Here is a 19,506-nt window from a genome sequence, read left to right on the forward strand (position 1 = left end):
TCCGCTACGAAGCGACCGTGCTGGTCGCAGCCATCAACGAGTGGCTGTGACCAGCACTTTCACAACAGGCCCTAGGGCCTGTTCTGAGTTCCTCCTTCTGCGCCCCGACGCCCGGCACTCACTCTCTGCGCACGCAGAGAGTGAGTGGCGCGAAGGGCCGCGGATACCTGAAGACGCAGGTTCTCCACGCGCCCGGTCACCGTGCCGAGTGGCGGCGGCCGGCTGGAGTGTTGTTCATCGCTGCTCGCACAGTACGAGATCTCACCCGTAGCCCGAAGGGATCAGCGCAGTACGAACCCGGGCGTCATGTCGTCGTCGGGATCGACCACGAACACATGCTCGCCCGTGGCGTAGGCGGTCCCGGTCACCATCGGTGTGACCGCGTCCCGGCCGTGCTCGGCGCCGCGGTCGACGATGCGGCCGATGAACGTGGAACCCACGATGGAGTGGTGCACCAGGTGCCGGTCCTCGGTGAGACGGCCGGTCGCGGCCAGCGTGGCGATACGCGCGCAGGTCCCGGAACCGCAGGGGGAGCGGTCGACCTGTCCGTCGGCGAAGACGGTGACATTGCGCTGGACCGGGTTGCCGGCGTCGTCGTCGCCCAGGTCCTCGAAGAAGATCACGCCGTAGACGCCGTTCAGTAGTGAGTCGGCCGGGTGCTCGGCGTAACTGGTGCCGTCGAGCTCGTTCTTCATCTCCCGGCTCAGCTCGATCAGCCTCGGCAGGTCCCGGGCGGTGACGGTGAGTCCGAGGTCGGCGGCGTCGACGTGGGCGTAGAGCGCGCCGCCGAAGCTGATGGCCGTATTGATCGTCCCCGCGGATGTCTCGACCTTCACCAGGTCGTGCAACTGGAAACTGGGGACGTTGACGAAGTCCACCGGTCCCACCTTGCCGTCCGGGCCGGTCGCGACGCACGCGGTGACGCGGCCGGAGGGCACGTCGATGACGACCTCGGTGACCCCGCCCTCGGCTACCGGCACGCGGCCCGTCCTGATCGCCCAGGCACCGAGGGCGATCGTGCCGTGCCCGCAAGCGGTGGAGAACCCGTCCTTGTGCCAGAACAGCACCCCGAAGTGCGCGCCCTCGTCGTCGGGTTCGGTGATGAAACCGCCGTACATGTCGGCGTGGCCGCGCGGCTCGGAGCACAGCAGCGCCCGCAGTCCGTCGACCTCGGGGTCGCGCATGGCCTCGACCCGCTTCGCGGCGACCGTTCGTGCGCGCAGGGGCGGCACGTCGGTCACGATGCGGAAGGGTTCGCCTCCCGTGTGGTAGTCGACCGTGCGGACCGTGAAGCGCTGCTCCATGGCTGCCCACCCCTCTAGGCGGCGTTCCGTTCCGGAAAACTGCCGCGTCGGCATTGCCGACCCCCAGTGCCAGTGCAATGGTACATAGCACTGATCGAGCTGTCGGCGGTCGAAAGGGGTCAGACGCCCTCCCCTCCTGCCCGCCAAGGGGCGAAGAGCGCAACAGGGACGGAATCTCATGACGACCATCAGCCTCAGCGGGCACGAGGTCCGTGCGGCCGTGTCGATGCGCGAGGCGATCGACGCCGTGCGCCGCGGCTTCGTCGGCCTCGCGAACGGCGAGTTCGAAATGCCGACGCGCACCGCGCTGCGGGACGGTCGGTTCCTTGTGATGTCGGTCCACCACCGGGCGACCGAGTCGGCGATGATCAAGACCCTGAGCGTCAACTTCGAGCGCGTGCCCGCCATCACCGGCACCGTCGTCTGGAGCACCCTGGACCGGCTCGACCACCTGATCGCGGACGCCGGCGCCGTCACGACCCTGCGCACCGGCGCGGCGGTCGGCGTCGCCACCGACCTTCTCGCCGCCCCCGACGCCGACCGGCTCACTCTGATCGGTGCCGGTGGCCAGGCCGCCGACCAGGTGCGCGCCGTCCACACCGTGCGCCCGCTGCGCCACCTGACCATCGTCAACACCGACACGGGACGGGCCCACGCCCTCGCGGACACCCTGCGAGCCGAGCTCGACGGCACCGAGATCCACACCGCCACCGACCCGGCCTCGGCCGTCGCCGACGCTCACATCGTGTGCTGCGCCACGCCGGCGACCAGCCCGCTCTTCCCCGAGTCCGCCCTTCCGGCGCAGGTGCACGTCAACGCCATCGGCGCCTTCCGCCCCACCATGCGGGAACTGCCGGACGAGCTGCTGGCCACCAGCAGCGTGATCGTCGACGAACTCGCCGCCGTTCTCGAAGAGTCCGGCGAGATCATCCACGCTCTCCGAGCCGGCGCCATCACTCAGAACGACCTCACCGAACTGGGCACCGCCCTGACCGCCGACCCGCCGGCCGAGCGAGGCAAGCGCACGGTGTTCAAGACCGTCGGCGTCGCCGTGCAGGACTGGGCCCTCGCCCGCCTCCTGGCCGACAAGTTCCTCGGCTGAACTCCGGCTGAACTCCGCCCGGTTCAAGCGCCGTTGCCCGGACGGTCCGCGGTCCCCCTCGCCCACATGTCTGCGCCTGGACCGGCATGTGGTCACTCCGCCGCCCCTCGCTCGATACCTCGGCCGGCGTCCACGGCGTCTACGGCGTCTACGGCGTCTACGGCGTGGGCGGCGTGCCGGCGCCGGCCGCCAGGGCCCGCAGGAGCGGCTTGGTCAGGATGGTCATCTCGGTCGGGGTGCGCGGGCATCCGCGCCGCAGCCAGCCGGTGGCCACGCCGATGAGTGCGTCGGCGACGAACGCGGCGGGCACGTCGTGCGGGAGGCCGGAGGGGTCCGTGGCATCCGGCGGCGAGGCGCCGTCCGTGGCGGGGAGCCGGCCGGAGGAGTGGGCGGCCGCCGTGGTGCGCAGCCGTACGTGCTTGATGAGGCGGGCGCCTCCCGTGGGCCCCAGCAGGCTGCGGTAAAGGCCGGCGTGCTCGGCGAAGTGTACGAAGAAGGCCGTCAGCGCCGGGTCCGGGGCCTCCGGCGAATCGAACGGGTTCGCGTGGGCGGGGTCGAGGGCGAGGACGGCTCCGATCAGGTCGTGGATCATCGAGATGCAGGCGGCGGCCTCGGCCAACTCGTGCACGTCCTGGTGATGGGCGTAGAACGTCGAGCGGTTCACCTCGGGCCCGCTCGACGACGTCGGCGACGCCGATCTGCGACAGGTCCCGCTCCTCGACGAGATCGATCAGGGCGCGCTGCACCCTCTCCTGCGCCACATGAACAACAGGTGTTGGCTTCTCGTCGACCGTTGGAAAACCGACATCTGTGGGTCGCCACCGGTGCCGGCCGGGGCATCGGTCTCGCCACCGTCCGGACTCTGGTCGGCGAGGGCGTCCGCGTCGTGGGTGCCCCCCCGCACCATCACGCCCGAGCTGAAGGAGACCGGCTCACATGTGGTGGCGGGCGATCTGAGCACCGCGGAAGGAGTCTTTGCCCTCATCGACGGCGCTCTGGCCGAACTGGGCGGCATCGACCTGCTGGTGAACAACGTGGGAGGCGGGGACGGGGCGACGGTCGGCTTCCTCGATGTCGATGACGCCGAGTGGGCCGGCGCGTTCGTCCCCCGGCCTGGTCCGCACCTCCGTCCACCAGGACCCGGGCGGCCAGGTCGCCCGGTGGGCCGCCGCCTCCGGCATGAGCCTGGAGGAGTTCACCCAGCAGATGGTGAAGAGCCGGAACGTCTCGACCGGCCGCATGGCCGAGCCCGAGGAAGTGGCGGCCCTGATCGCCTTCCTCCTGTCCGACGTGGCCGGAAACATCACCGGCGTCAACTACGTCACGACGGCGGCACGATCAAGACGGCCTGAACCGGACGCCGGCGCCAACGGTTCGCACGCCGAGTGGTGCGACGAACCCGGACTACTCGGCCCCGGGCTCGAAGTCCTCGACGAAGTAGCTGTCGTGCCGGATCCGAAACTGCTTGAGTTCCTCGCCACCGCGCTGTGCCATCTCCGAGACCCGCTCGAAGTATTCCTCGCGTGGGGCGCCGGGGGAGAAGAGCATGAGCATGGACATGGGCTCGTCGGTCACGTTCTTGAAGGCGTGCAGGCCGCCGACCGGTACGTACAGGAAGTCGCCCTCGCGGCCCGTGACCCACTTCTCGCCGTTGTAGAGCTCCAGTTCGCCGGACAGGATGTAGAAGGACTCCGACATCGCCCTGTGGAAGTGGGTCTTGGCGCCGGCGGACCGTGCACCCAACTCCACCTTGTACAGGCCGAATTCACCGCCGGTGGACTCGTTGGTGGCGAGGTAGTGGGTGGAGGCCCCGGGTGAGGCGATGTCCGGCGGGGTGCCGGCCGGGCGGAAGGACGCGTTCACTTCGCCCTTGTCGCCGTGGTAGCGGGGCTCCGGGTACTCGAGGTGATCCGGGTACGACATGATGCGCTCCTCTTGGTAGGTCTCCACCAGCATGGTGGTTTCCTCCGCCGGGAGGCGGCATCGGGCTTGCGGATGATCTTGGCTTGGACCGGGCTGAGGGCCAGGGGCCTAGGACCCTGAACCCTCGTCTCGGGCCTGGGCCGGCGGCGCCTAAGCGATGCTCGCCTCGCCCGCGTCAGGCCGTATGCGCGAGTGATTCGTCTGTCCTGTGCTCTGCTGCACCTTCGGGCTTCCACCGCATGGATTCGTCAGACCCTTCAGGTTGCGACGACAAGGGACGTCCGCCCAGCGGATGCCCTTCTCGCTCCGGATGCGGGCGCGTTCCTTGCGTTCGGTGGCCAGGACGTCGCGGTGGCGGGCATTGGCGTTGCGCCAGCGCAGGTAGGCATGCAGGGCCCGTGTCTGGACGCTGTGGTTGGGGAGGTGGGAGTTGGCGATGGTGAACTGTCGCAGCGGTCCGAAGGACCACCTCCTCGATCTGGTCCAGCTTCGCCTCGCGGCCGGGGGCCGGGGATTCCTTCCACGTCTTGGTGCGCTGGAAGGCCACGCCGCGGCGGGCGAGCAGGCCGCGTAACGCCCCGCGGCCCATGGGGTAGACGACCAGGCAGGCCAGGCCGATCTAGTCGAACGGTGGATCACATCCCGGACGGTCTCCTCATCGGCCTGCACCAGATGGGCGATCACCGGAACGCGATTCCCGCCGGCCGAGCCCAGCAGCATCATCGCGCGCCGGCAGCGCACCGAACTGGTGCCGCCCCGGCGCACGATCTGCTCCAGCGTCTGCCCCTCCTGGTCGGTCAACCCGCGCACACGGACAGGCTCAGCCACCACACTCCCAGCGGTCGGATCGGACGTCTCCGGACATCCAACCGCTGGAACTGCCGACCCGGCGAACCTTCCCGGTCAGAGCACCAGCTGGCTAAAGGCAAAGGCAAAGGCAAAAGGCAAAAGGCGAGGAGCACTCTCTCTCCTCGCCACTCTCAACGTATAGCGCGGCGGGGGGCTTGCCGCAAGGCCCGGGTCACGGCGCAGAATCGTCGGCCGAGGTCACAACCTGCGGAAATGGGGGAAGCGCCAGTGAACGCGCAGTATGTGTTGGATCTTCAAGAGGTGGACGAGACGCAGGTCGCGGTCGTCGGCGGCAAAGGCGCGCACCTGGGCGTGCTGTCGCGGATCGAAGGCATCGGCGTCCCGGGCGGCTTCTGCGTGACGACGGACGCCTTCCGCCGGATCATGGCGGACGTGCCGTCGATGGGCGATCGGCTCGATCAGCTCTCGCGCACGAACCCGGACGACCGGGAGACGATCCGCACGCTCAGCGCGCAGATGCGCCGGATGATCGAAGAAACCGCCATCCCGGGCGATCTCGCGGCGGCGATCACCCGCGCCCTCGCCCGACTCGGCGACCAGGCCGCCTACGCCGTCCGGTCCAGCGCGACGGCGGAGGACCTGCCGACGGCCTCCTTCGCCGGTCAGCAGGACACGTATCTGAACGTCGTGGGGGCGACGGCGATCCTCCGGCACATCAGCCGGTGCTGGGCCTCGCTGTTCACCGAGCGGGCCGTGACCTACCGTCGGCGCAACGGCATCGACCACCGTACGGTCCACATGGCGGTGGTCGTGCAGCAGATGGTCTTCCCGCACGCGGCCGGCATCCTGTTCACGGCCGACCCCGTCACGGGCAACCGCAAGGTCGCCACCGTGGACGCCGGCTTCGGCCTCGGCGAGGCCCTGGTCTGCGGCCTGGTGAACCCGGACGTCTTCAAGGTGCGGGACGGAGAAGTCGTCGCCAGGACGATCGCCGCCAAACAGCGTGCCGTTCACGCCCTGCCGACCGGCGGGACGCGGGAAGCGGCGATCGACTCGCGGCGACAGAAGCAGCCGACGCTGACGGATGCGCAGGTCGTGCGGCTCGTGGAGCTCGGGCGGCGGATCGAGGCGCACTTCGGCCGCCCGCAGGACATCGAATGGTGCCTGGTCGACGACGACTTCCGGATCGTTCAGAGCCGGCCGATCACGACGCTGTTCCCCACCCCCGAGACCGGCGACCAGGTGAATGACCAGGGGAATCACGTCTACGTCTCCGTCGGCCATCAGCAGATGATGACCGACCCCATGAAGCCCCTGGGGCTGTCCATGTGGCAACTGACGGCCATGGTGCCGATGCACGAGGCCGGCGGGAGGCTGTTCGTCGACGTCACGCGGCGCCTGGCCTCGCCCGCGAGCCGCGCCGTCCTCCTGGACCTGATGGAGAAGGGCGATCCACTGGTCAGGGACGCGCTGGAGACCGTCCTCGACCACGACGGTTTCGTCCCGTCGCTCCCGGACCCGAGTCCCGGCGGGCCTCCGGCCGGCGGCGCGCCCGCCCCGATCGAGACCGATCCGGCCATCGTCACCGAGCTGATCGAGCGCAGCCAGGAGTCCATCGCCGCTCTGGAGCGCGACATCCGGACGAAGACCGGACCGGCGCTGTTCGACTTCCTGCTGGAGGCCATCGAGGAGCACAAGCGAGTCCTCAGTGACCCGCTGAGCTTCCAGGCGATCATGGCGGGGATGGAGGCCACCTGGTGGCTCAACGACAAGCTCCAGGAGTGGCTCGGCGAGAGGAACGCGGCTGACACGCTCACGCTGTCCGCCCCCGACAACGTCACCTCCCAGATGGGACTGGCGCTGCTCGACGTCGCGGATGTGATCCGCCGGCGGCCGGAGGTGGTGGCGTTCCTCCAGGGTGTCGAGGACGAGGACTTCCTGGACGAGCTGCCCAAGCTCCTGGGCGGAACCGAAGCGCGCGACGCCATCGAGGCCTACCTCGACCGGTACGGCATGCGCTGCGTCGGCGAGATCGACATCACGAGGCCGCGTTGGCGCGAGCGCCCCACCACGCTCGTGCCCGTGATCCTCGACAACGTCAGGATCTTCGAGCAGGGCGCCGCGCAACGGCGCTTCGAGGAGGGCCGGCAGAAGGCGCTGAAGAAGGAACGGGACGTGCTGGCACGCCTGCGGGCCCTGCCGGACGGGGACCGGAAGGCCGACGAGACCAAGCGGATGATCGACCGGGTCCGGACCTTCATCGGCTACCGGGAGTACCCGAAGTACGGCATCATCAGCCGCTACTTCGTCTACAAGCGGGCCCTGTTGGCGGAGGCCGAGCGCCTGGTGCAGGCCGGCGTGATTCCTGAGCGGGAGGACGTCTTCTACCTCACGTTCCAGGAACTCCACGACGTCGTGCGCTCGAACCGTTCGAACCAGGTGCTCGACCAGCTCATCCAGCAGCGCAAGGACGCCTTCCGGTCGTACCACGCGCTCACCCCGCCCCGGGTCCTCACCTCGGACGGCGAGGCCCTCACCGGGGCGTACCGGCGCGATGACGTGCCGGACGGCGCCCTGATCGGCGTACCGGTCTCCGCCGGAACCGTCGAGGGAAGGGCCCGCGTCATCCTCGACATGGCCAAGGCCGATCTCCAGGCGGGCGACATCCTGGTCACCGCCCACACGGACCCGAGCTGGTCGCCCCTGTTCGTCGGAATCGCGGGCCTGGTCACGGAGGTGGGCGGCTTGATGACCCATGGCGCGGTCATCGCCCGGGAGTACGGCCTGCCGGCCGTCGTGGGCGTGGAGCGGGCCACCCGGCTGATCCGGGACGGGCAGCAGATCCGCGTACACGGAACCGACGGCTACGTCGAGATCCTGTCCTGAGCGGCCATCGCGCCCGACGCCTGCGGCCACACCCGCCCGCGGATCGGCTGGGAGTCGTACTGCCGGGCCGTCCCCGACACCTGAGATCCTGCGGCCCACAGACACGTCGGGCTCCCTGACGTGGCAGTCGCCCTTCACTCCTCCCGTCATGCCGCACGGCAGTGACGGGGGATCAGTGAACCGGACGGTGCTCGGTCATCCAGCGCGCCGCGAGCAGGCCGGAGGCGGCCGTGAGGACGGCGGCCGCGATGACGGTGGCGTTCAGGCCGAGGGCGTCGGCCAGGACGCCGGCCACCAGCGCGCCGACGGCGTAGCCGATGTCGCGCCAGAAGCGGTAGGTGCCGAGGGCGCCCGCGCGCCACGCGGGGTGGGCGTGGTCGGAGACGGAGGCGATCAGGGCCGGGTAGACCATGGCGGTGCCGATGCCGAGGAACACCGCGGAGACGACGCCGGCGAGCAGGGGCCGGCCGATGAGGGCGAGGGCCAGGACGAAGCCGACGGCCTGTATGAGCATGCCGTGGACGATCAGGGGTTTGCGGCCGATGCGGTCGGCGAGGTGGCCGGTGGGGATCTGGCCGATGCCCCACAGGATCGGGTAGAGCCCCTTGATCAGGCCGACCGCCGCGAGCCCGAGGCCGTGGTCGGTGAAGAGCAGCGGGAAGACGCCCCAGGTCAGGCCGTCGTTGAGGTTGTTGACCAGGCCGGCCTGGCTGGCGCCGCGCAGGGAGCGGTGCCGCCAGGAGGTGCGGGCGAACGTGGCCTTCAGGCCGGTGTCCTCGTCGCTGGGCAGGGGCTTGGTGTGCCGGGCGAGTTCGAGGGCGACGTGGGCCGCGGTGTCGCGGACGACGAGGGACAGGGCCAGTCCGGCGGCGACGAAGACGACGCCGATGAGTTCGGGGACCGGGCGCAGGCCGTAGCTGGTGGCTAGGTAGCCGGTGAGCAGGGCGGTGACACCGACGGCGGTGTATCCGGCGGCCTCGTTCAGGCCGGTGGCCAGTCCCCGGCGGGCCGGGCCGACGAGGTCGATCTTCATGTTGACGGTCATCGACCAGGTCAGGCCCTGGTTGAGACCGAGCAGCACGTTCGCGGCGACGATCCAGCCCCAGGAGGGAGCCCAGGCGAGGACGAAGGGCACCGGGATGCCGAGCAGCCAGCCCGCCAGCAGAAGCTGTTTGCGGCGGAAGCGGGCGGTCAGCGCCCCGGCGGCGAGGTTGGTCATCGCCTTGGTCACGCCGAAGGCGATGATGAAGGAGAACACGGCGAGGTCGCTGGTCAGGCCGAACGTCTCGGCACCGATGAGCGGGACCGTCGTACGCTCCAGACCGACCAGGCCGCCGACGCAGACGTTCACGATGACGAGCAGCGTGAACTGCAGCCGGTTCTCGCGCAGGCCAAGGCGGACCGGCCGCCCGGACGCGTCGGCGGAGTCGGTGCTCGTGGGCGTGGAGTTCACGAGCCGGTGTCCTCCGACCCCTGGGCGAGCCGCCGCCCGTGGGCGGCCGCGTAGTCGGCCGGTCCGCCCTTCAGGACCGCGATGTCGGTCTTCCCCGCGCGCTCCAGCAGGCTGGCGGCCGTCATGGCGCGCTCACCGTGACCGCAGGCCACGACCGGCCTCGCGGGGGCGTCGGCGGCGTGCGCGGCGAGGCCGCCGAGCTCGATGTGCACGGCTCCGGGGACGTGTCCTGCGGCGAACTCCGCTTCCTGCCGTACGTCGATGTATGGGCGACTCCCGGTGCGGTCAGGGGTGACGAACTCGGTGGCGGTCTCCCCGTTGCCGGCGGCCAGCCAGGCGGGCATGCCGCCGGAGAGGCGTCCGGCGAGGCGCTCGTAGCCGATCTTGTACGCCTGCCAGACGATCTCGCTCGGGTCCTGGTCGTCGTTGGTGACGAAGGCGAGGGGCACGGTGTCGGGCAGCAGCCAGCCCAGCCAGGTGGCGAACTGCTCGCGCAGCGGGACGGAGAGGGAGCCGGGGATGTGTCCGGCCGCGTAGTCGGCCGCCGGGCGCGCGTCGACCACGTGGCCGCCGTCGGCGAGCAGGGACTTGACCTGCCCGGCGTCGAGGGCGGGCAGCGGCGGGGCGGAGGTGAGGACGGCGGGGCCGCGCCGGTTGGCCTCGGCGAGCCGGTCGAAGTAGTCCGGGTAGCTGCCCAGGCCGGCGAGGAGTCGGTGTACGAAGGTGTCCTCGTCCGGGGCGGCCAGCAGCGGGTTGGTCTGCTTCTGCGAGCCGATGGTGGAGGTTCGTTCGCTGCCGGGTGGTGCCGAGCAGTAGGAGCCGGCGCCGTGGGTGGGCCATACGGCGGTGTGGTCCGGCAGCGTGGCCAGGCGCCGCAGCGAGCGGTACTGGGCGCGGGCCAGCTCATCGGTGCGGTCGGCGCCGAGGAGGTCGGTGCGGGCGGCGGAGTTCACGATCATCGAGCCGCCGGTGAACGCCCCGAGTTCGCGGTCGCCGTCCAGCAGGAGGAGGGACAGGTGCTCGTCCGTGTGGCCGGGTGTCGCCAGGGCGCGCACAGTCAGGCCACCGAGGTCCGTCTCGTCGCCGTCGGCCAGCGGCGTGTGGGGGAAGGTTCGGTTCCCTGCGGCGGAGGCCAGCACGCGGGCGCCCTCGTCGTGGGCGAGCTGGAGAGCGCCGGAGAGGAAGTCGGCATGCAGATGTGTGTCCGCCGCGTACGCCACGGTCAGGCCGCGCCGCTCGGCGGCTTCCCGCAGAGTGCGCAGGTCACGGCTCGCGTCCACGGCCAGAGCACGGCCGTCGCCGAGATCGACGAGGTAGGCGCTGTTGCCCAGCCCTTCGTCCAGCAGCTCAATCAGGTGCTTGTCGGCGAAGCCCATCGGATCCTCCCGGGATCGGATACGAGCGGGCATGTGGTCATGGCCCTCGACATCACTTACACTATTCCATGGATTTATGGAGGATGTCATGGCGGGGAACACCAAGGCCGGCACGAAGGCGGAGCTGTACGACGCGTTCGCGGCCAGCGGCAAGGCGCTGGCCAGCGGAAAGCGCCTGGAACTGCTCGACCTGCTCGCTCAGGGCGAGCGCACGGTCGACGCGCTGGCCAAGGCGGCGGGGCTGAACCTGACGACGGCCTCGGCGCATCTGCAGACCCTCAAGCAGGCCGGGTTCGTCGCCACCCGCCGAGAGGGCGTACGCATCCACTACCGGCTGGCCGGCGACGACGTGGCCCAGCTGTTCGCGCTGCTGCGCAAGGTCGCCGAGCAGCACCAGGTCGCCGTCCCCGCGGCCCGGGACGCCTACCTCGGCGAGGGCGGCGCGGCGGAGGTGACCCGCGAGGAACTGCGATCCCGCGTGGCGGCGGGGGACGTGGTGGTGCTGGACGTACGGCCGGTCGAGGAGTACCTGGCCGGACACATTCCCGGCGCACTCTCCATCCCGGTCGACGAACTGGCCGAGCGGATCAGCGAGTTGCCCGAGGAGATGGAGATCGTCGTGTACTGCCGAGGCGAATACTGCGTGCTCGCCTACGACGCCGTACGGCTGCTGACAGGCCGCGGACGCCGGGCCATCCGCCTGGACGACGGCATGCTCGAGTGGCGCCTGGCCGACCTGCCCGTCGACGCCGGAGACCTGGCATGACCGGCCGCCTTCCGCCCGTCCATCCGGGGCTCGCCGACGGGCCGGTCTACCTGGACTACAACGCCACCACGCCCGTCGATCCCCGGGTGGCCGAGGCGATGCTGCCGCACCTGACGGAGTTCTTCGGCAACCCCTCCAGCAGCCATCCCTACAGCGCCGTACCTCGGCAGGCCCTGACCAGGGCGCGGGCACAGGTCGCCGACCTGATCGGCGCCCGCGCCGACGAGGTCGTGTTCACCGCGTCCGGCTCCGAGGCCGACCTCCTCGCCGTACGCGGCGCCGTCCTTGCCTCCGGGCGCCCGCGCCCCCACATGATCACCCAGGTGACCGAGCACCCTGCGGTACTGGAGACCTGCCATGCCCTGGAGCGCCTGCACGGCGTGCGCGTGACCCTGCTGCCGGTCGACGGGGACGGGCTGGTCGACCCCGCGCGGCTGGCCGCCGCGCTCACCGAGGACACGGTGCTGGTGTCGGTGATGGCCGCCAACAACGAGACCGGCGCGCTCCAGCCGGTCGCCGAACTCGCCGCCCTCGCCCACGAGCACGGTGTGCTGTTCCACTGCGACGCCGCCCAGGCCGTGGGGAAGATCCCCCTCGACGTCCGGTCCCTGGGCGTGGACCTGCTCACCGTGGTGGGACACAAGATGTACGCCCCCAAGGGCGCCGCCGCGCTGTATGTGCGTGAGGGCGTGCGACTGGAACCGGTCGTCCACGGAGGCGGCCAGGAGCACGGCCTGCGGGCCGGTACGGAGAACGTCGCTCTCGCCGTCGCCCTCGGCACCGCCGCACAGCTCGCCGCCGACGAACTCGCCGACGGCGCTGCAGCCCGCATCGCGGGCCTGCGTGACGCACTCCATCAGCGGCTGGCGACGGCGCTGCCGGACCGCGTCCACCTCAACGGCCCCGAGAAGGAGCGGCTGCCGAACACGCTGAACGTCAGCATCGACGCTGTCCTCGGCCATGAACTCCTCGCCGCCGTCCCCGAGATCGCGGCCTCGACCGGGTCGGCCTGCCACAGCGGCACCCACACCCCCTCCCCGGTCCTGACCGCGATGGGTCTCGATCCGGCCCGCGCGCTCGGGGCGCTGCGCCTGTCACTGGGCCGCTGGACGACGGCGGCCGACATCGAGACGGCGGCAACCGCACTCACCAGGGTGATCGCCGCGCACTGACCCCTCAGCCCACGCGGATCACTGTGTACGTCTCTCCGTCCCTGGGCGGACGCGTCCAGGAACGGGTGGTGAACGTGTGCAGGCGCCCGTTCACGATGGCGTGCCGCGGCAGGGACGCGCCGAACTCCCCGGTCACCGCTTCCAGCAGCGGCCGTTCCGCCTCCTCGGCGCCGCTCTCCAGGTCACCGAAGAACCGGCTCGGGTCCAGCGCCTGCGGTATCTCGCCGTGCTGCCGGAGCTCTCCGTCCGAGTAGGTGAACGCGTACTGCTCGACACCGTCTCGCGCCACCGAGAGGTGGAAGTACGGCTCCCCGTGCCATGTCCTCAGGCCGCTCCACACCACCACCGCGCGGGTGCCCGCGCTGGCGTCCTCGGCAGGGGAGACGAAGCGCCTCGGGTCGAAGTGGGTGGGTTCGCCGTCGAAGGCGAAGCTCCAGTCGGTGCCGGCCCGGCCGACCGCCATGAGAGCCCTGTCGTCGTAGGACGAGAACTCCGTCCGGTTGTCCAGTGATCTGCTGCGTGCCTCCCACAAGGTCATGGGTTCGTTCAGCACAGTGCCGGCCCCGTCCCCGTCCGCGAGACGTCCGGGCAGTTCCGTCGGCTCCACCCCTTCCACCAGGACGAACCGGTAGGACGTGCGGTTGTTGCCCGGGTCCGGCTCCGCGAGCCACGCCAGGTCGCCCGGGTCCAGCCCGGCCTCAGGACCCGTTGCCTCACCCGTCTGACCGCCCCTTGGCGTGGACAGCAGCTCGCGGCCCCGCTCCGGGGTCAGCAGCCACCCGAGCACGGGATCGGCCAGCCACCCCAGCGGCGCCAGGTGGTCCGGTCCCAGCGGCTCCCACAGAGGCAGAGCGTGTATCAGCGTCCGCCACGCGCCGTCGGTGTCTCCCCACCGCGCCAACTCCCGCGCCCGCTCCACCGCCTCCCCGAACTCCCCGGCCGCCGTGTACCGGTACTGGCCGCTTCTGACCTGATCCAGCGTCGCGTAGGCCAGTGCCACCAAATCGTCGTCGCCGCCCCGCAGATGGAACCGCAGCGAGGAGTCGCCCCGGTACGAGTGCGCCGCGTGCTCGGCGACCAGCGGCGGCAGCAGATCGGGTGCGTACCGGGGGTCGGTCACCAGCCCGTCGAAGTCCACCATGGAGGTCTGTCCGAGCAGTCGGCGTATCTGGTCGCCCAGCCCGGCGGCCCGCGGTCTGCCGTACTCCTTGGCCTCGTCCAGCGCCTTCACGGCCCGCTCCCAGCCGCCGCGCAGCACCTCCAGCCGGGCCTGTTCCATCGACGCGTCCAGCTTCCGCGTCGTGTCGTTGACGAACACCGGATCCCCGCCGCCCGTGCGTGCCCGCAGACCGTGGAACTCCCGGTGCATGTCCCGCATGAACTCGAGGAAGTTCGCGTGCCGCTCGGGTGGCGCGGCCCGCCAGCTCGCCCACGTGTACACGGCCCACTCACCGTCCGCGTCCACGTCCTCGGGATCCAGCAGGACGCGGGTGGCGTCGGAGTCGACGTCGAGCTGCAGCCCGCGCCGCCAGAGGTCCGCCTCCCGCCGCTCCTCGGGCCCGGAATCCTCGTCCAGGTACTCCTCGAACAGGTCCGCGAGTCCCGACTCGTTGTCGTGCCAGTGCGCGGCCTCGGTCCCCGCCAGCAGCCACACGAACCCGCCCGCGTGCCGCCACCCGTCACTGACCTTGAGGAACTCCCGGTACGACGGGGGCATCCGCCGGCCGAGGCGCTCCTCCATGGCTGCGATCCGCTCCTCGGCCGCGGGCGGGAACCCGAGCCACCGCGCCTGCCGGGCGCTCTCGTCGTCCTCGCCCCCAACCTCGTCGTCCGGCAGGGAATCCGCCCACTCCCCGCTCCATGTGAGCAGGAAGGACCGCCAGTCGAATGCCGTGGTATCCGTCATACGCCCGATGCTGCCACCCGCCACTGACAACGCGGCGGCCGTGCACACCGGTCACCTGGGCTTGAGCGTCACCAGGTGCTCCCCGTCCGCCGTGCGCACCTCATAGCGGACGATCTCGTCCATATGCATCGCCGACGCGCCCGTCATGGTGTTCTCGCGGGCGTCGTGGTGGGCGGCGGACCAACTGGTCACCGTCTCCTCCGAGCCGTCCCGGCCGACGGCGACCAGATGACAGGGGCGCGGACCGGCGCCGTCCTTCACCTTCAGCTCCACCTGGCTGCCGTACGCCTCGTTCTCGGTCGTGACCTGCGCCCACACCCCGGACCGCTCGTCGGTCGCCTCGACGACCTGTGCGCCTCTGTCGTCGCCGCTCGCCATGATCGCGACGCCGGGACCGGCGAGGGCGATCACCACCGAGGCGGCCACGGCGTACAGCGTGCGCCGGCGCCGGGCGCGGCGGCGCACCGCCACCGCTTCGAGCAGCCGGTTCAGCATCTGCGGACCCGGCTTGGCCATGGGGTGCACGAATCGGGGTGTGGACCGCCGGTACAGCATCAACTGGCGGGTGATGGGCCCGAACTCGGTCACGTGTGCGGCGCAGCGCGCGCACTCCATGAGGTGGTCCTCGAAGCGGAACGCCTCCGCCTCGTTCAGCACGCCGAGCGCGTACGCGGCGACGTCGCGATGCCTCTCCAGGGACCTCATGCCGAATCCTCGTGCCGTTGGGTGCGGGGTGGGTTACTCCTTGCACCCACTGGTACGCACCAGACAGTCGAATCACTCAAGCCACGTACCGAATCGCAACCCAAGGATTCGGAGCGGTCGGCGCCGAGGATTGGTCCGAGGAGAAAAGAACTTAAAAAAGGTGGATGGCGAGGTGCCCGAGCGGCAGTCCGAGCTGCCACGCCGGGGTCCACACCTTGGGGCCCTCGTCCTCACCGACCGGTACGCCGCCGCCCGGCACCGCGTTCAGATCGGGCGCGAGCAGTTCGGTCTCCTGCAGCCAGCGCCAGGCCGCCTCGGCCAGCTCCAGGTCGGGCGCGGGCCCGCCGGAGTCGGCCGCCTCGGCCGCGCGGCCCGCCATGCGCTCGCGCACCCAGTCCTGCCACGGCTGGTCGTAGGCCGTCAGCGACAGCCAGGTCTCCAACTGGGTGACCACCCGGATGCCGGAGAGCTCGCCGTCGGTGTCGGACAGGAAGATGGTCAGCGCCAGGGCGTCGCGCCCGGCGCGGAACTCGAAGGACGTCGGCGGCATGAGATCGCCGGTCCGCAGCAGCTCGTCGGCGATGTACTCGGCGTACAACCACGCCATGGGGACGGTCAGTTCACCGCCGCCGGTGCCGTCCGTGCTCTCCTGACCTCTGTGCAGCATCCCTTCCTGCCTTCCTCCGGTGAGTGCGTCGCCCCGCCCCGGGGCCGTGGGCCCTTGCCCAATCCGGAACACGGATGAGGACAGCCGATTACTCAACCGGGGTGTTCAGCAAGGCGCTTTACGGAGGTTTGACTCGCCCTTCGGTTTCACCGCAGGTCGGCCGCGTATCCGGGAAGCACCCGGCGCAGGGCGCGCAGCGCATAGTACGCGCGGGACTTCACCGTACCGGGCGGAATCCCAAGGGTTTCCGCGGCCTCCGCCACACTCGCCCCTTGGAAGTACACGAGCACCAGGACTTCACGGTGCTCCGGAGTGAGTGTCTTCACAGCCTCGCGGACATCGAGCATCTCGGCGGCCCGCTCGGCGTGGTCGGAGATCACCCGCGCGTTCTCCAGAATCGCGTCCCCGACCTCCGCCGGCCGCGCCTGCCGGGCCCGCCGCGCGTCGATCGCGAGCCGCCGCCCGACCGTCAGCAGCCATGGCCGTACGGAGTCGAAGTCGTCGGCACGCAGGGCCTCGGGGTGCTGCCAGGCGCGCACCAGCGTCTCCTGCACGAGGTCCTCGGCGCGCTGCCGGTCGCCGTCGCAGAGCCGGAGCAGCAGCGCGAACAGGGGCCGGCCGTGCTCGCGCTGCAGTGCGGCGAGCTCGTGCTCGGCGGTCGTGGTCCCGTTGGTGAGGGTGGTTCCGGCCGTCATGGCCGTATGGCACCGCAGGCGGCTGCTGTGGGACAGAGCACAAACACGGATCTGCGGCGGACGGTCGATCGCGTCGACGAACGGTTCGATGAACGGTCCCTTCCGCAAGCCGGGGCGCGCCGGACGGGCTAATCGAAGCGGCCGGATTGTTTGCGGGCGTGCACTATTTCGTACCTATTTTGGTGCGTATATACGACCACAAGGGGTGAGCTGATGATCGCACGCAGTCGGCTTGTGGCCATCGCTGCCACGGCTGTCCTCGCCGCAGGAGCCGCCTGCCAGGCCCACAACCGCGAGGCCTCGGGACGCCCGGCCCCCTCCGGATCCCGGAGCTTCACCCTCGTCGCCTCCGGTGACGTCCTCCCGCACACCTCGGTCATCGATCGCGCGCGCTTCGACGCGGGCGGCAAGGGGTACGACTTCCGACCGATGTTCGCCGGTGTCAAACCCGTGGTCTCGCGCGCCGATCTGGCGCTGTGCCATATGGAGACCATCTACGGCGAGAACGGCGACTACAGCGGCTACCCCCTGTTCAAGTCACCGCCCGAGGTGGCCCGGGGCCTGGCCGCCACCGGCTACGACGGCTGCTCCACCGCCTCCAACCACAGCCTCGACGACAGCGCCGCCGGCATCCTGCGCACGCTGAACGCCCTCGATCAGGCGAAGGTGCGGCACGCGGGGACGGCGCGCACCGCGAGGGAGGCGCGCAGTGTGACGGTGCTGCGCGCGGGTGCGGCCAAGGTCGCGCATCTGGCGTACACCTACGGCGTCAACGACTTCCCGCTCCCGCCCGGCCAGCCCTGGGCGGTCAACCTGATCGACCGGGAGAAGATCGTCGCCGACGCCCGCGCCGCCTGGAAGGCCGGCGCCGACGTCGTCGTCGTGTCACTGCACTGGGGCACCGAATGGCAGGACGCGCCCGACGACGACCAGGTGAACCTGGCCCGTGAACTCACCTCCGCCCGCTCGGGCGACCGCCCCGACATCGACCTGATCCTGGGCACCCACGCCCATGTCCCGCAGGCCTACGAGAAGGTCAACGGCACCTGGGTGGTCTACGGAATGGGCGACCAGGTCGCCGGCGCGATGTACAACCACCAGGGCGTCCAGGACCCGCGCGGCAACCAGTCCACCCTGGCCCGCTTCACTTTCGACCCGCCGGCCGAGGCCGGGGAGCGCTGGGAGGTGTCGAAGGCCGAGTTCGTCCCGCAGTTGTTCGACATCGACGCCGGCCGGGTGCTCAACCTCAACCGGGCCATCGCCAAGGGTGCCGAACTGCGCGGGGTGCGGGACCGGATCCGGGAGGTCGTGCTGAGCCGGGGGGCCGGGGACGACGGGCTGGAGATGGGGGAGTAGGCCGGTCCGCGTTCTGGGGGGCCGTCAGTCCATGTCCACGTGGTCGAAGGTTTTCAGCATCTGCTTCAGCACCCGCACGCACGCCCGTAGCTCGTCCTCGGTGAGATCGCCGCCGACCTGCCGGTTCAGGGCGTGCTCGCGGGCGAGGATCGCGGTGATGACGGCCCGGCCGTCATCCGTGATCCGGATCAGCGAGGAGCGCTGGTGCGACGGATTGGGCGTGGCCTCGACCCAGCCCCTGGCCGCCGCGTCGTTGACCATGCGCTGCACGAACTGCCGGGTCAGCGTCATGACCCGGCCCATCTGGGGCACCGTCATGGGCCCGTATCTGTGCAGCAGGACCAGGACGGAGCGCACGCCGACGGACACCCCCTCGACCTCCTCGCCCTGCTCGAGCTTGCGCAGGCCGCGCCGGTACAGCGCGCCGATCAGAGCGAACACCTCGCTGATCCGGTCGCCGAGATCGTCGGGGGAGAGGGGCTTGGCGGAGTCGTTCACCCGACCATCATGACACCTCGGTTGCCAAATCGCCGAGAAGATGACACCTTGGTTGTCATGACGGCAGCAACGAAAGCTTCGGATCTGCGCATGTTCGCCTCCGCCGACGGCGACCTCGCCTACCGCGACGCCGGGGCCGGGGACCTCGTGGTCCTGATACACCCCGGATACGTCGACCACCGCTTCTTCGACGACCAGATACCGGCCCTCGTCTGCGCCGGTCACCGCGTCATCGCGGCCGACGTGCGCGGCTTCGGCTTCTCCGCCAACGCGAGCAAGCCGTTCCGCTGGGCCGACGACCTCGGAGACCTGCTGCGCCATCTCGATGCCGGGCCCGCGGTCCTGGTCGGTGCCTGCATGGGCGCGGCGGTCGTCACCGACACCGCCCTGGAGTACCCCCAGCTGGTGCGCGCGGTGGTCGTCAGCGGCGGCGGGACCAGCGCGTTCGAGTACACCGACCCGTGGACGAAAGAGCGGGCCGCCGAGTCGGCGCGCATGCTGGGCGCGGGCGATGTCGCCGCCTGGGTCGAGGCCTTCGCCAAGAACGTGGTCGGTCCGCACCGCACCCTGGATGAGGTGGACCCCGACGCCGTGCGCAGGATGCGGGAGATGGCGGCACACACCATCGCCAAGCACACCCTCGGCGAGAAGGACTGGCGTGTGCCCCTCGCCGATCCCTGGAGCCGGGTTCCTCAGATCGACGTGCCCGTGCTCGCCATCCATGGCGCGCTCGACGCGGACGACGGCATCGAGATGGCCGAGCGGCTGGTCCGCGGCGTGCGCGACGGCCGCTCGGTGACCATCGAGGGCACCGGGCACTTCCCGAGCCTGGAGCAGCCCGAGACCTTCAACCGGATCCTGCTCGACTTCCTGCGAACCCTGTGACG

16 protein-coding genes and 2 pseudogenes are annotated in these 19,506 nt (G+C 70.6%); 7 read left to right on the top strand and 11 right to left on the bottom strand.

The genetic code is table 11. From position 1 onward, the window contains the following. Positions 1-281: 281 nt before the first annotated feature. Complete coding sequence (locus tag ACP4J3_RS44720; protein WP_426542942.1) at positions 282-1,304, bottom strand: proline racemase family protein; 1,023 nt, start codon at positions 1,302-1,304, stop codon at positions 282-284. Between the two features lie 178 nt (positions 1,305-1,482). Here ACP4J3_RS44720 and ACP4J3_RS44725 point away from each other — a divergent pair, with 178 nt between their 5' ends. Then, positions 1,483-2,406, top strand: coding sequence for an ornithine cyclodeaminase family protein (locus ACP4J3_RS44725; RefSeq protein ID WP_426542944.1), 924 nt, complete (start codon positions 1,483-1,485; stop codon positions 2,404-2,406). A gap of 157 nt (positions 2,407-2,563) precedes the next feature. On the opposite strand, the gene ACP4J3_RS44730 is transcribed toward ACP4J3_RS44725, so the two are convergent. Next, complete coding sequence (locus ACP4J3_RS44730; RefSeq protein WP_426542946.1) at positions 2,564-3,070, bottom strand: TetR-like C-terminal domain-containing protein; 507 nt, start codon at positions 3,068-3,070, stop codon at positions 2,564-2,566. 129 nt (positions 3,071-3,199) lie between these two features. On the opposite strand from ACP4J3_RS44730, the pseudogene ACP4J3_RS44735 reads away from it, so the two are divergent. Continuing rightward, positions 3,200-3,758: pseudogene (locus tag ACP4J3_RS44735) on the top strand (SDR family oxidoreductase). A gap of 52 nt (positions 3,759-3,810) precedes the next feature. On the opposite strand, the gene ACP4J3_RS44740 reads toward ACP4J3_RS44735, so the two are convergent. Next, positions 3,811-4,329: a cupin domain-containing protein gene (locus ACP4J3_RS44740; RefSeq protein ID WP_426543016.1), complete on the bottom strand. Its 519-nt coding sequence runs from the start codon at positions 4,327-4,329 to the stop codon at positions 3,811-3,813. Positions 4,330-4,588: 259 nt separating this feature from the next. Further along, a pseudogene (locus ACP4J3_RS44745) lies at positions 4,589-5,157 on the bottom strand (IS630 family transposase); the annotation flags it as partial. A gap of 234 nt (positions 5,158-5,391) precedes the next feature. Between ACP4J3_RS44745 and rph the strand changes: the two are divergent. Next, positions 5,392-8,025, top strand: a complete 2,634-nt coding sequence (gene rph / locus ACP4J3_RS44750; RefSeq protein WP_426542948.1) for a rifamycin-inactivating phosphotransferase — start codon at positions 5,392-5,394, stop codon at positions 8,023-8,025. Between the two features lie 172 nt (positions 8,026-8,197). Here the strand turns inward: rph and ACP4J3_RS44755 are convergent, their stop codons facing one another. Continuing rightward, complete coding sequence (locus ACP4J3_RS44755; RefSeq protein ID WP_426542950.1) at positions 8,198-9,478, bottom strand: MFS transporter; 1,281 nt, start codon at positions 9,476-9,478, stop codon at positions 8,198-8,200. Continuing rightward, a complete protein-coding gene (locus tag ACP4J3_RS44760) occupies positions 9,475-10,887 on the bottom strand; it encodes a rhodanese-like domain-containing protein (RefSeq protein WP_426542952.1) in 1,413 nt (470 codons plus the stop codon). Before ACP4J3_RS44760 ends, ACP4J3_RS44755 begins: the two co-directional genes overlap by 4 nt. Before the next feature lie 55 nt (positions 10,888-10,942). On the opposite strand from ACP4J3_RS44760, the gene ACP4J3_RS44765 reads away from it, so the two are divergent. Next, positions 10,943-11,620 carry an ArsR/SmtB family transcription factor gene (locus ACP4J3_RS44765; RefSeq protein WP_426542954.1) on the top strand — a complete coding sequence of 226 codons (678 nt, stop codon included), beginning with the start codon at positions 10,943-10,945 and terminating at the stop codon, positions 11,618-11,620. Further along, on the top strand, positions 11,617-12,792 hold the full coding sequence (locus ACP4J3_RS44770) for a cysteine desulfurase family protein (RefSeq protein ID WP_426542956.1): 1,176 nt from the start codon (positions 11,617-11,619) through the stop codon (positions 12,790-12,792). Before ACP4J3_RS44765 ends, ACP4J3_RS44770 begins: the two co-directional genes overlap by 4 nt. Before the next feature lie 4 nt (positions 12,793-12,796). On the opposite strand, the gene ACP4J3_RS44775 is transcribed toward ACP4J3_RS44770, so the two are convergent. The 4 genes from ACP4J3_RS44775 to ACP4J3_RS44790 form a co-directional block, all read right to left on the bottom strand. Next, positions 12,797-14,698, bottom strand: a complete 1,902-nt coding sequence (locus ACP4J3_RS44775) for an SMI1/KNR4 family protein (protein WP_426542958.1) — start codon at positions 14,696-14,698, stop codon at positions 12,797-12,799. 51 nt (positions 14,699-14,749) lie between these two features. Beyond that, on the bottom strand, positions 14,750-15,403 hold the full coding sequence (locus tag ACP4J3_RS44780) for a zf-HC2 domain-containing protein (protein ID WP_426542960.1): 654 nt from the start codon (positions 15,401-15,403) through the stop codon (positions 14,750-14,752). 151 nt (positions 15,404-15,554) lie between these two features. Further along, positions 15,555-16,070, bottom strand: a complete 516-nt coding sequence (locus ACP4J3_RS44785) for a hypothetical protein (RefSeq protein WP_426542962.1) — start codon at positions 16,068-16,070, stop codon at positions 15,555-15,557. A gap of 146 nt (positions 16,071-16,216) precedes the next feature. After that, positions 16,217-16,765, bottom strand: coding sequence for a sigma-70 family RNA polymerase sigma factor (locus ACP4J3_RS44790; protein WP_426542964.1), 549 nt, complete (start codon positions 16,763-16,765; stop codon positions 16,217-16,219). A 213-nt stretch (positions 16,766-16,978) separates the two neighbouring features. Between ACP4J3_RS44790 and ACP4J3_RS44795 the strand changes: the two genes are divergently transcribed. Then, complete coding sequence (locus tag ACP4J3_RS44795; protein WP_426542966.1) at positions 16,979-18,121, top strand: CapA family protein; 1,143 nt, start codon at positions 16,979-16,981, stop codon at positions 18,119-18,121. 24 nt (positions 18,122-18,145) lie between these two features. On the opposite strand, the gene ACP4J3_RS44800 is transcribed toward ACP4J3_RS44795, so the two are convergent. After that, a complete protein-coding gene (locus ACP4J3_RS44800; RefSeq protein WP_426542968.1) occupies positions 18,146-18,619 on the bottom strand; it encodes a MarR family winged helix-turn-helix transcriptional regulator in 474 nt (157 codons plus the stop codon). Between the two features lie 57 nt (positions 18,620-18,676). Between ACP4J3_RS44800 and ACP4J3_RS44805 the strand changes: the two genes are divergently transcribed. Next, positions 18,677-19,504, top strand: coding sequence for an alpha/beta fold hydrolase (locus ACP4J3_RS44805; RefSeq protein ID WP_426542970.1), 828 nt, complete (start codon positions 18,677-18,679; stop codon positions 19,502-19,504). Positions 19,505-19,506 lie beyond the last annotated feature (2 nt).

It is taken from the genome of Streptomyces sp. UG1 (genome assembly GCF_049974585.1).
Taxonomy (GTDB): domain Bacteria; phylum Actinomycetota; class Actinomycetes; order Streptomycetales; family Streptomycetaceae; genus Streptomyces.

Bases quoted from the DNA above. Each gene is read 5' to 3' on its own strand.
- ACP4J3_RS44720 (WP_426542942.1), bottom strand. From the start codon at position 1,304: ATGGAGCAGCGCTTCACGGTCCGCACGGTCGACTACCACACGGGAGGC.
- ACP4J3_RS44725 (WP_426542944.1), top strand. From the start codon at position 1,483: ATGACGACCATCAGCCTCAGCGGGCACGAGGTCCGTGCGGCCGTGTCG.
- ACP4J3_RS44740 (WP_426543016.1), bottom strand. From the start codon at position 4,329: ATGTCGTACCCGGATCACCTCGAGTACCCGGAGCCCCGCTACCACGGC.
- rph (WP_426542948.1), top strand. From the start codon at position 5,392: ATGGGGGAAGCGCCAGTGAACGCGCAGTATGTGTTGGATCTTCAAGAG.
- ACP4J3_RS44760 (WP_426542952.1), bottom strand. From the start codon at position 10,887: ATGCCCGCTCGTATCCGATCCCGGGAGGATCCGATGGGCTTCGCCGAC.
- ACP4J3_RS44765 (WP_426542954.1), top strand. From the start codon at position 10,943: ATGGCGGGGAACACCAAGGCCGGCACGAAGGCGGAGCTGTACGACGCG.
- ACP4J3_RS44770 (WP_426542956.1), top strand. From the start codon at position 11,617: ATGACCGGCCGCCTTCCGCCCGTCCATCCGGGGCTCGCCGACGGGCCG.
- ACP4J3_RS44775 (WP_426542958.1), bottom strand. From the start codon at position 14,698: ATGACGGATACCACGGCATTCGACTGGCGGTCCTTCCTGCTCACATGG.
- ACP4J3_RS44780 (WP_426542960.1), bottom strand. From the start codon at position 15,403: ATGAGGTCCCTGGAGAGGCATCGCGACGTCGCCGCGTACGCGCTCGGC.
- ACP4J3_RS44785 (WP_426542962.1), bottom strand. From the start codon at position 16,070: ATGCTGCACAGAGGTCAGGAGAGCACGGACGGCACCGGCGGCGGTGAA.
- ACP4J3_RS44790 (WP_426542964.1), bottom strand. From the start codon at position 16,765: ATGACGGCCGGAACCACCCTCACCAACGGGACCACGACCGCCGAGCAC.
- ACP4J3_RS44795 (WP_426542966.1), top strand. From the start codon at position 16,979: ATGATCGCACGCAGTCGGCTTGTGGCCATCGCTGCCACGGCTGTCCTC.
- ACP4J3_RS44805 (WP_426542970.1), top strand. From the start codon at position 18,677: ATGACGGCAGCAACGAAAGCTTCGGATCTGCGCATGTTCGCCTCCGCC.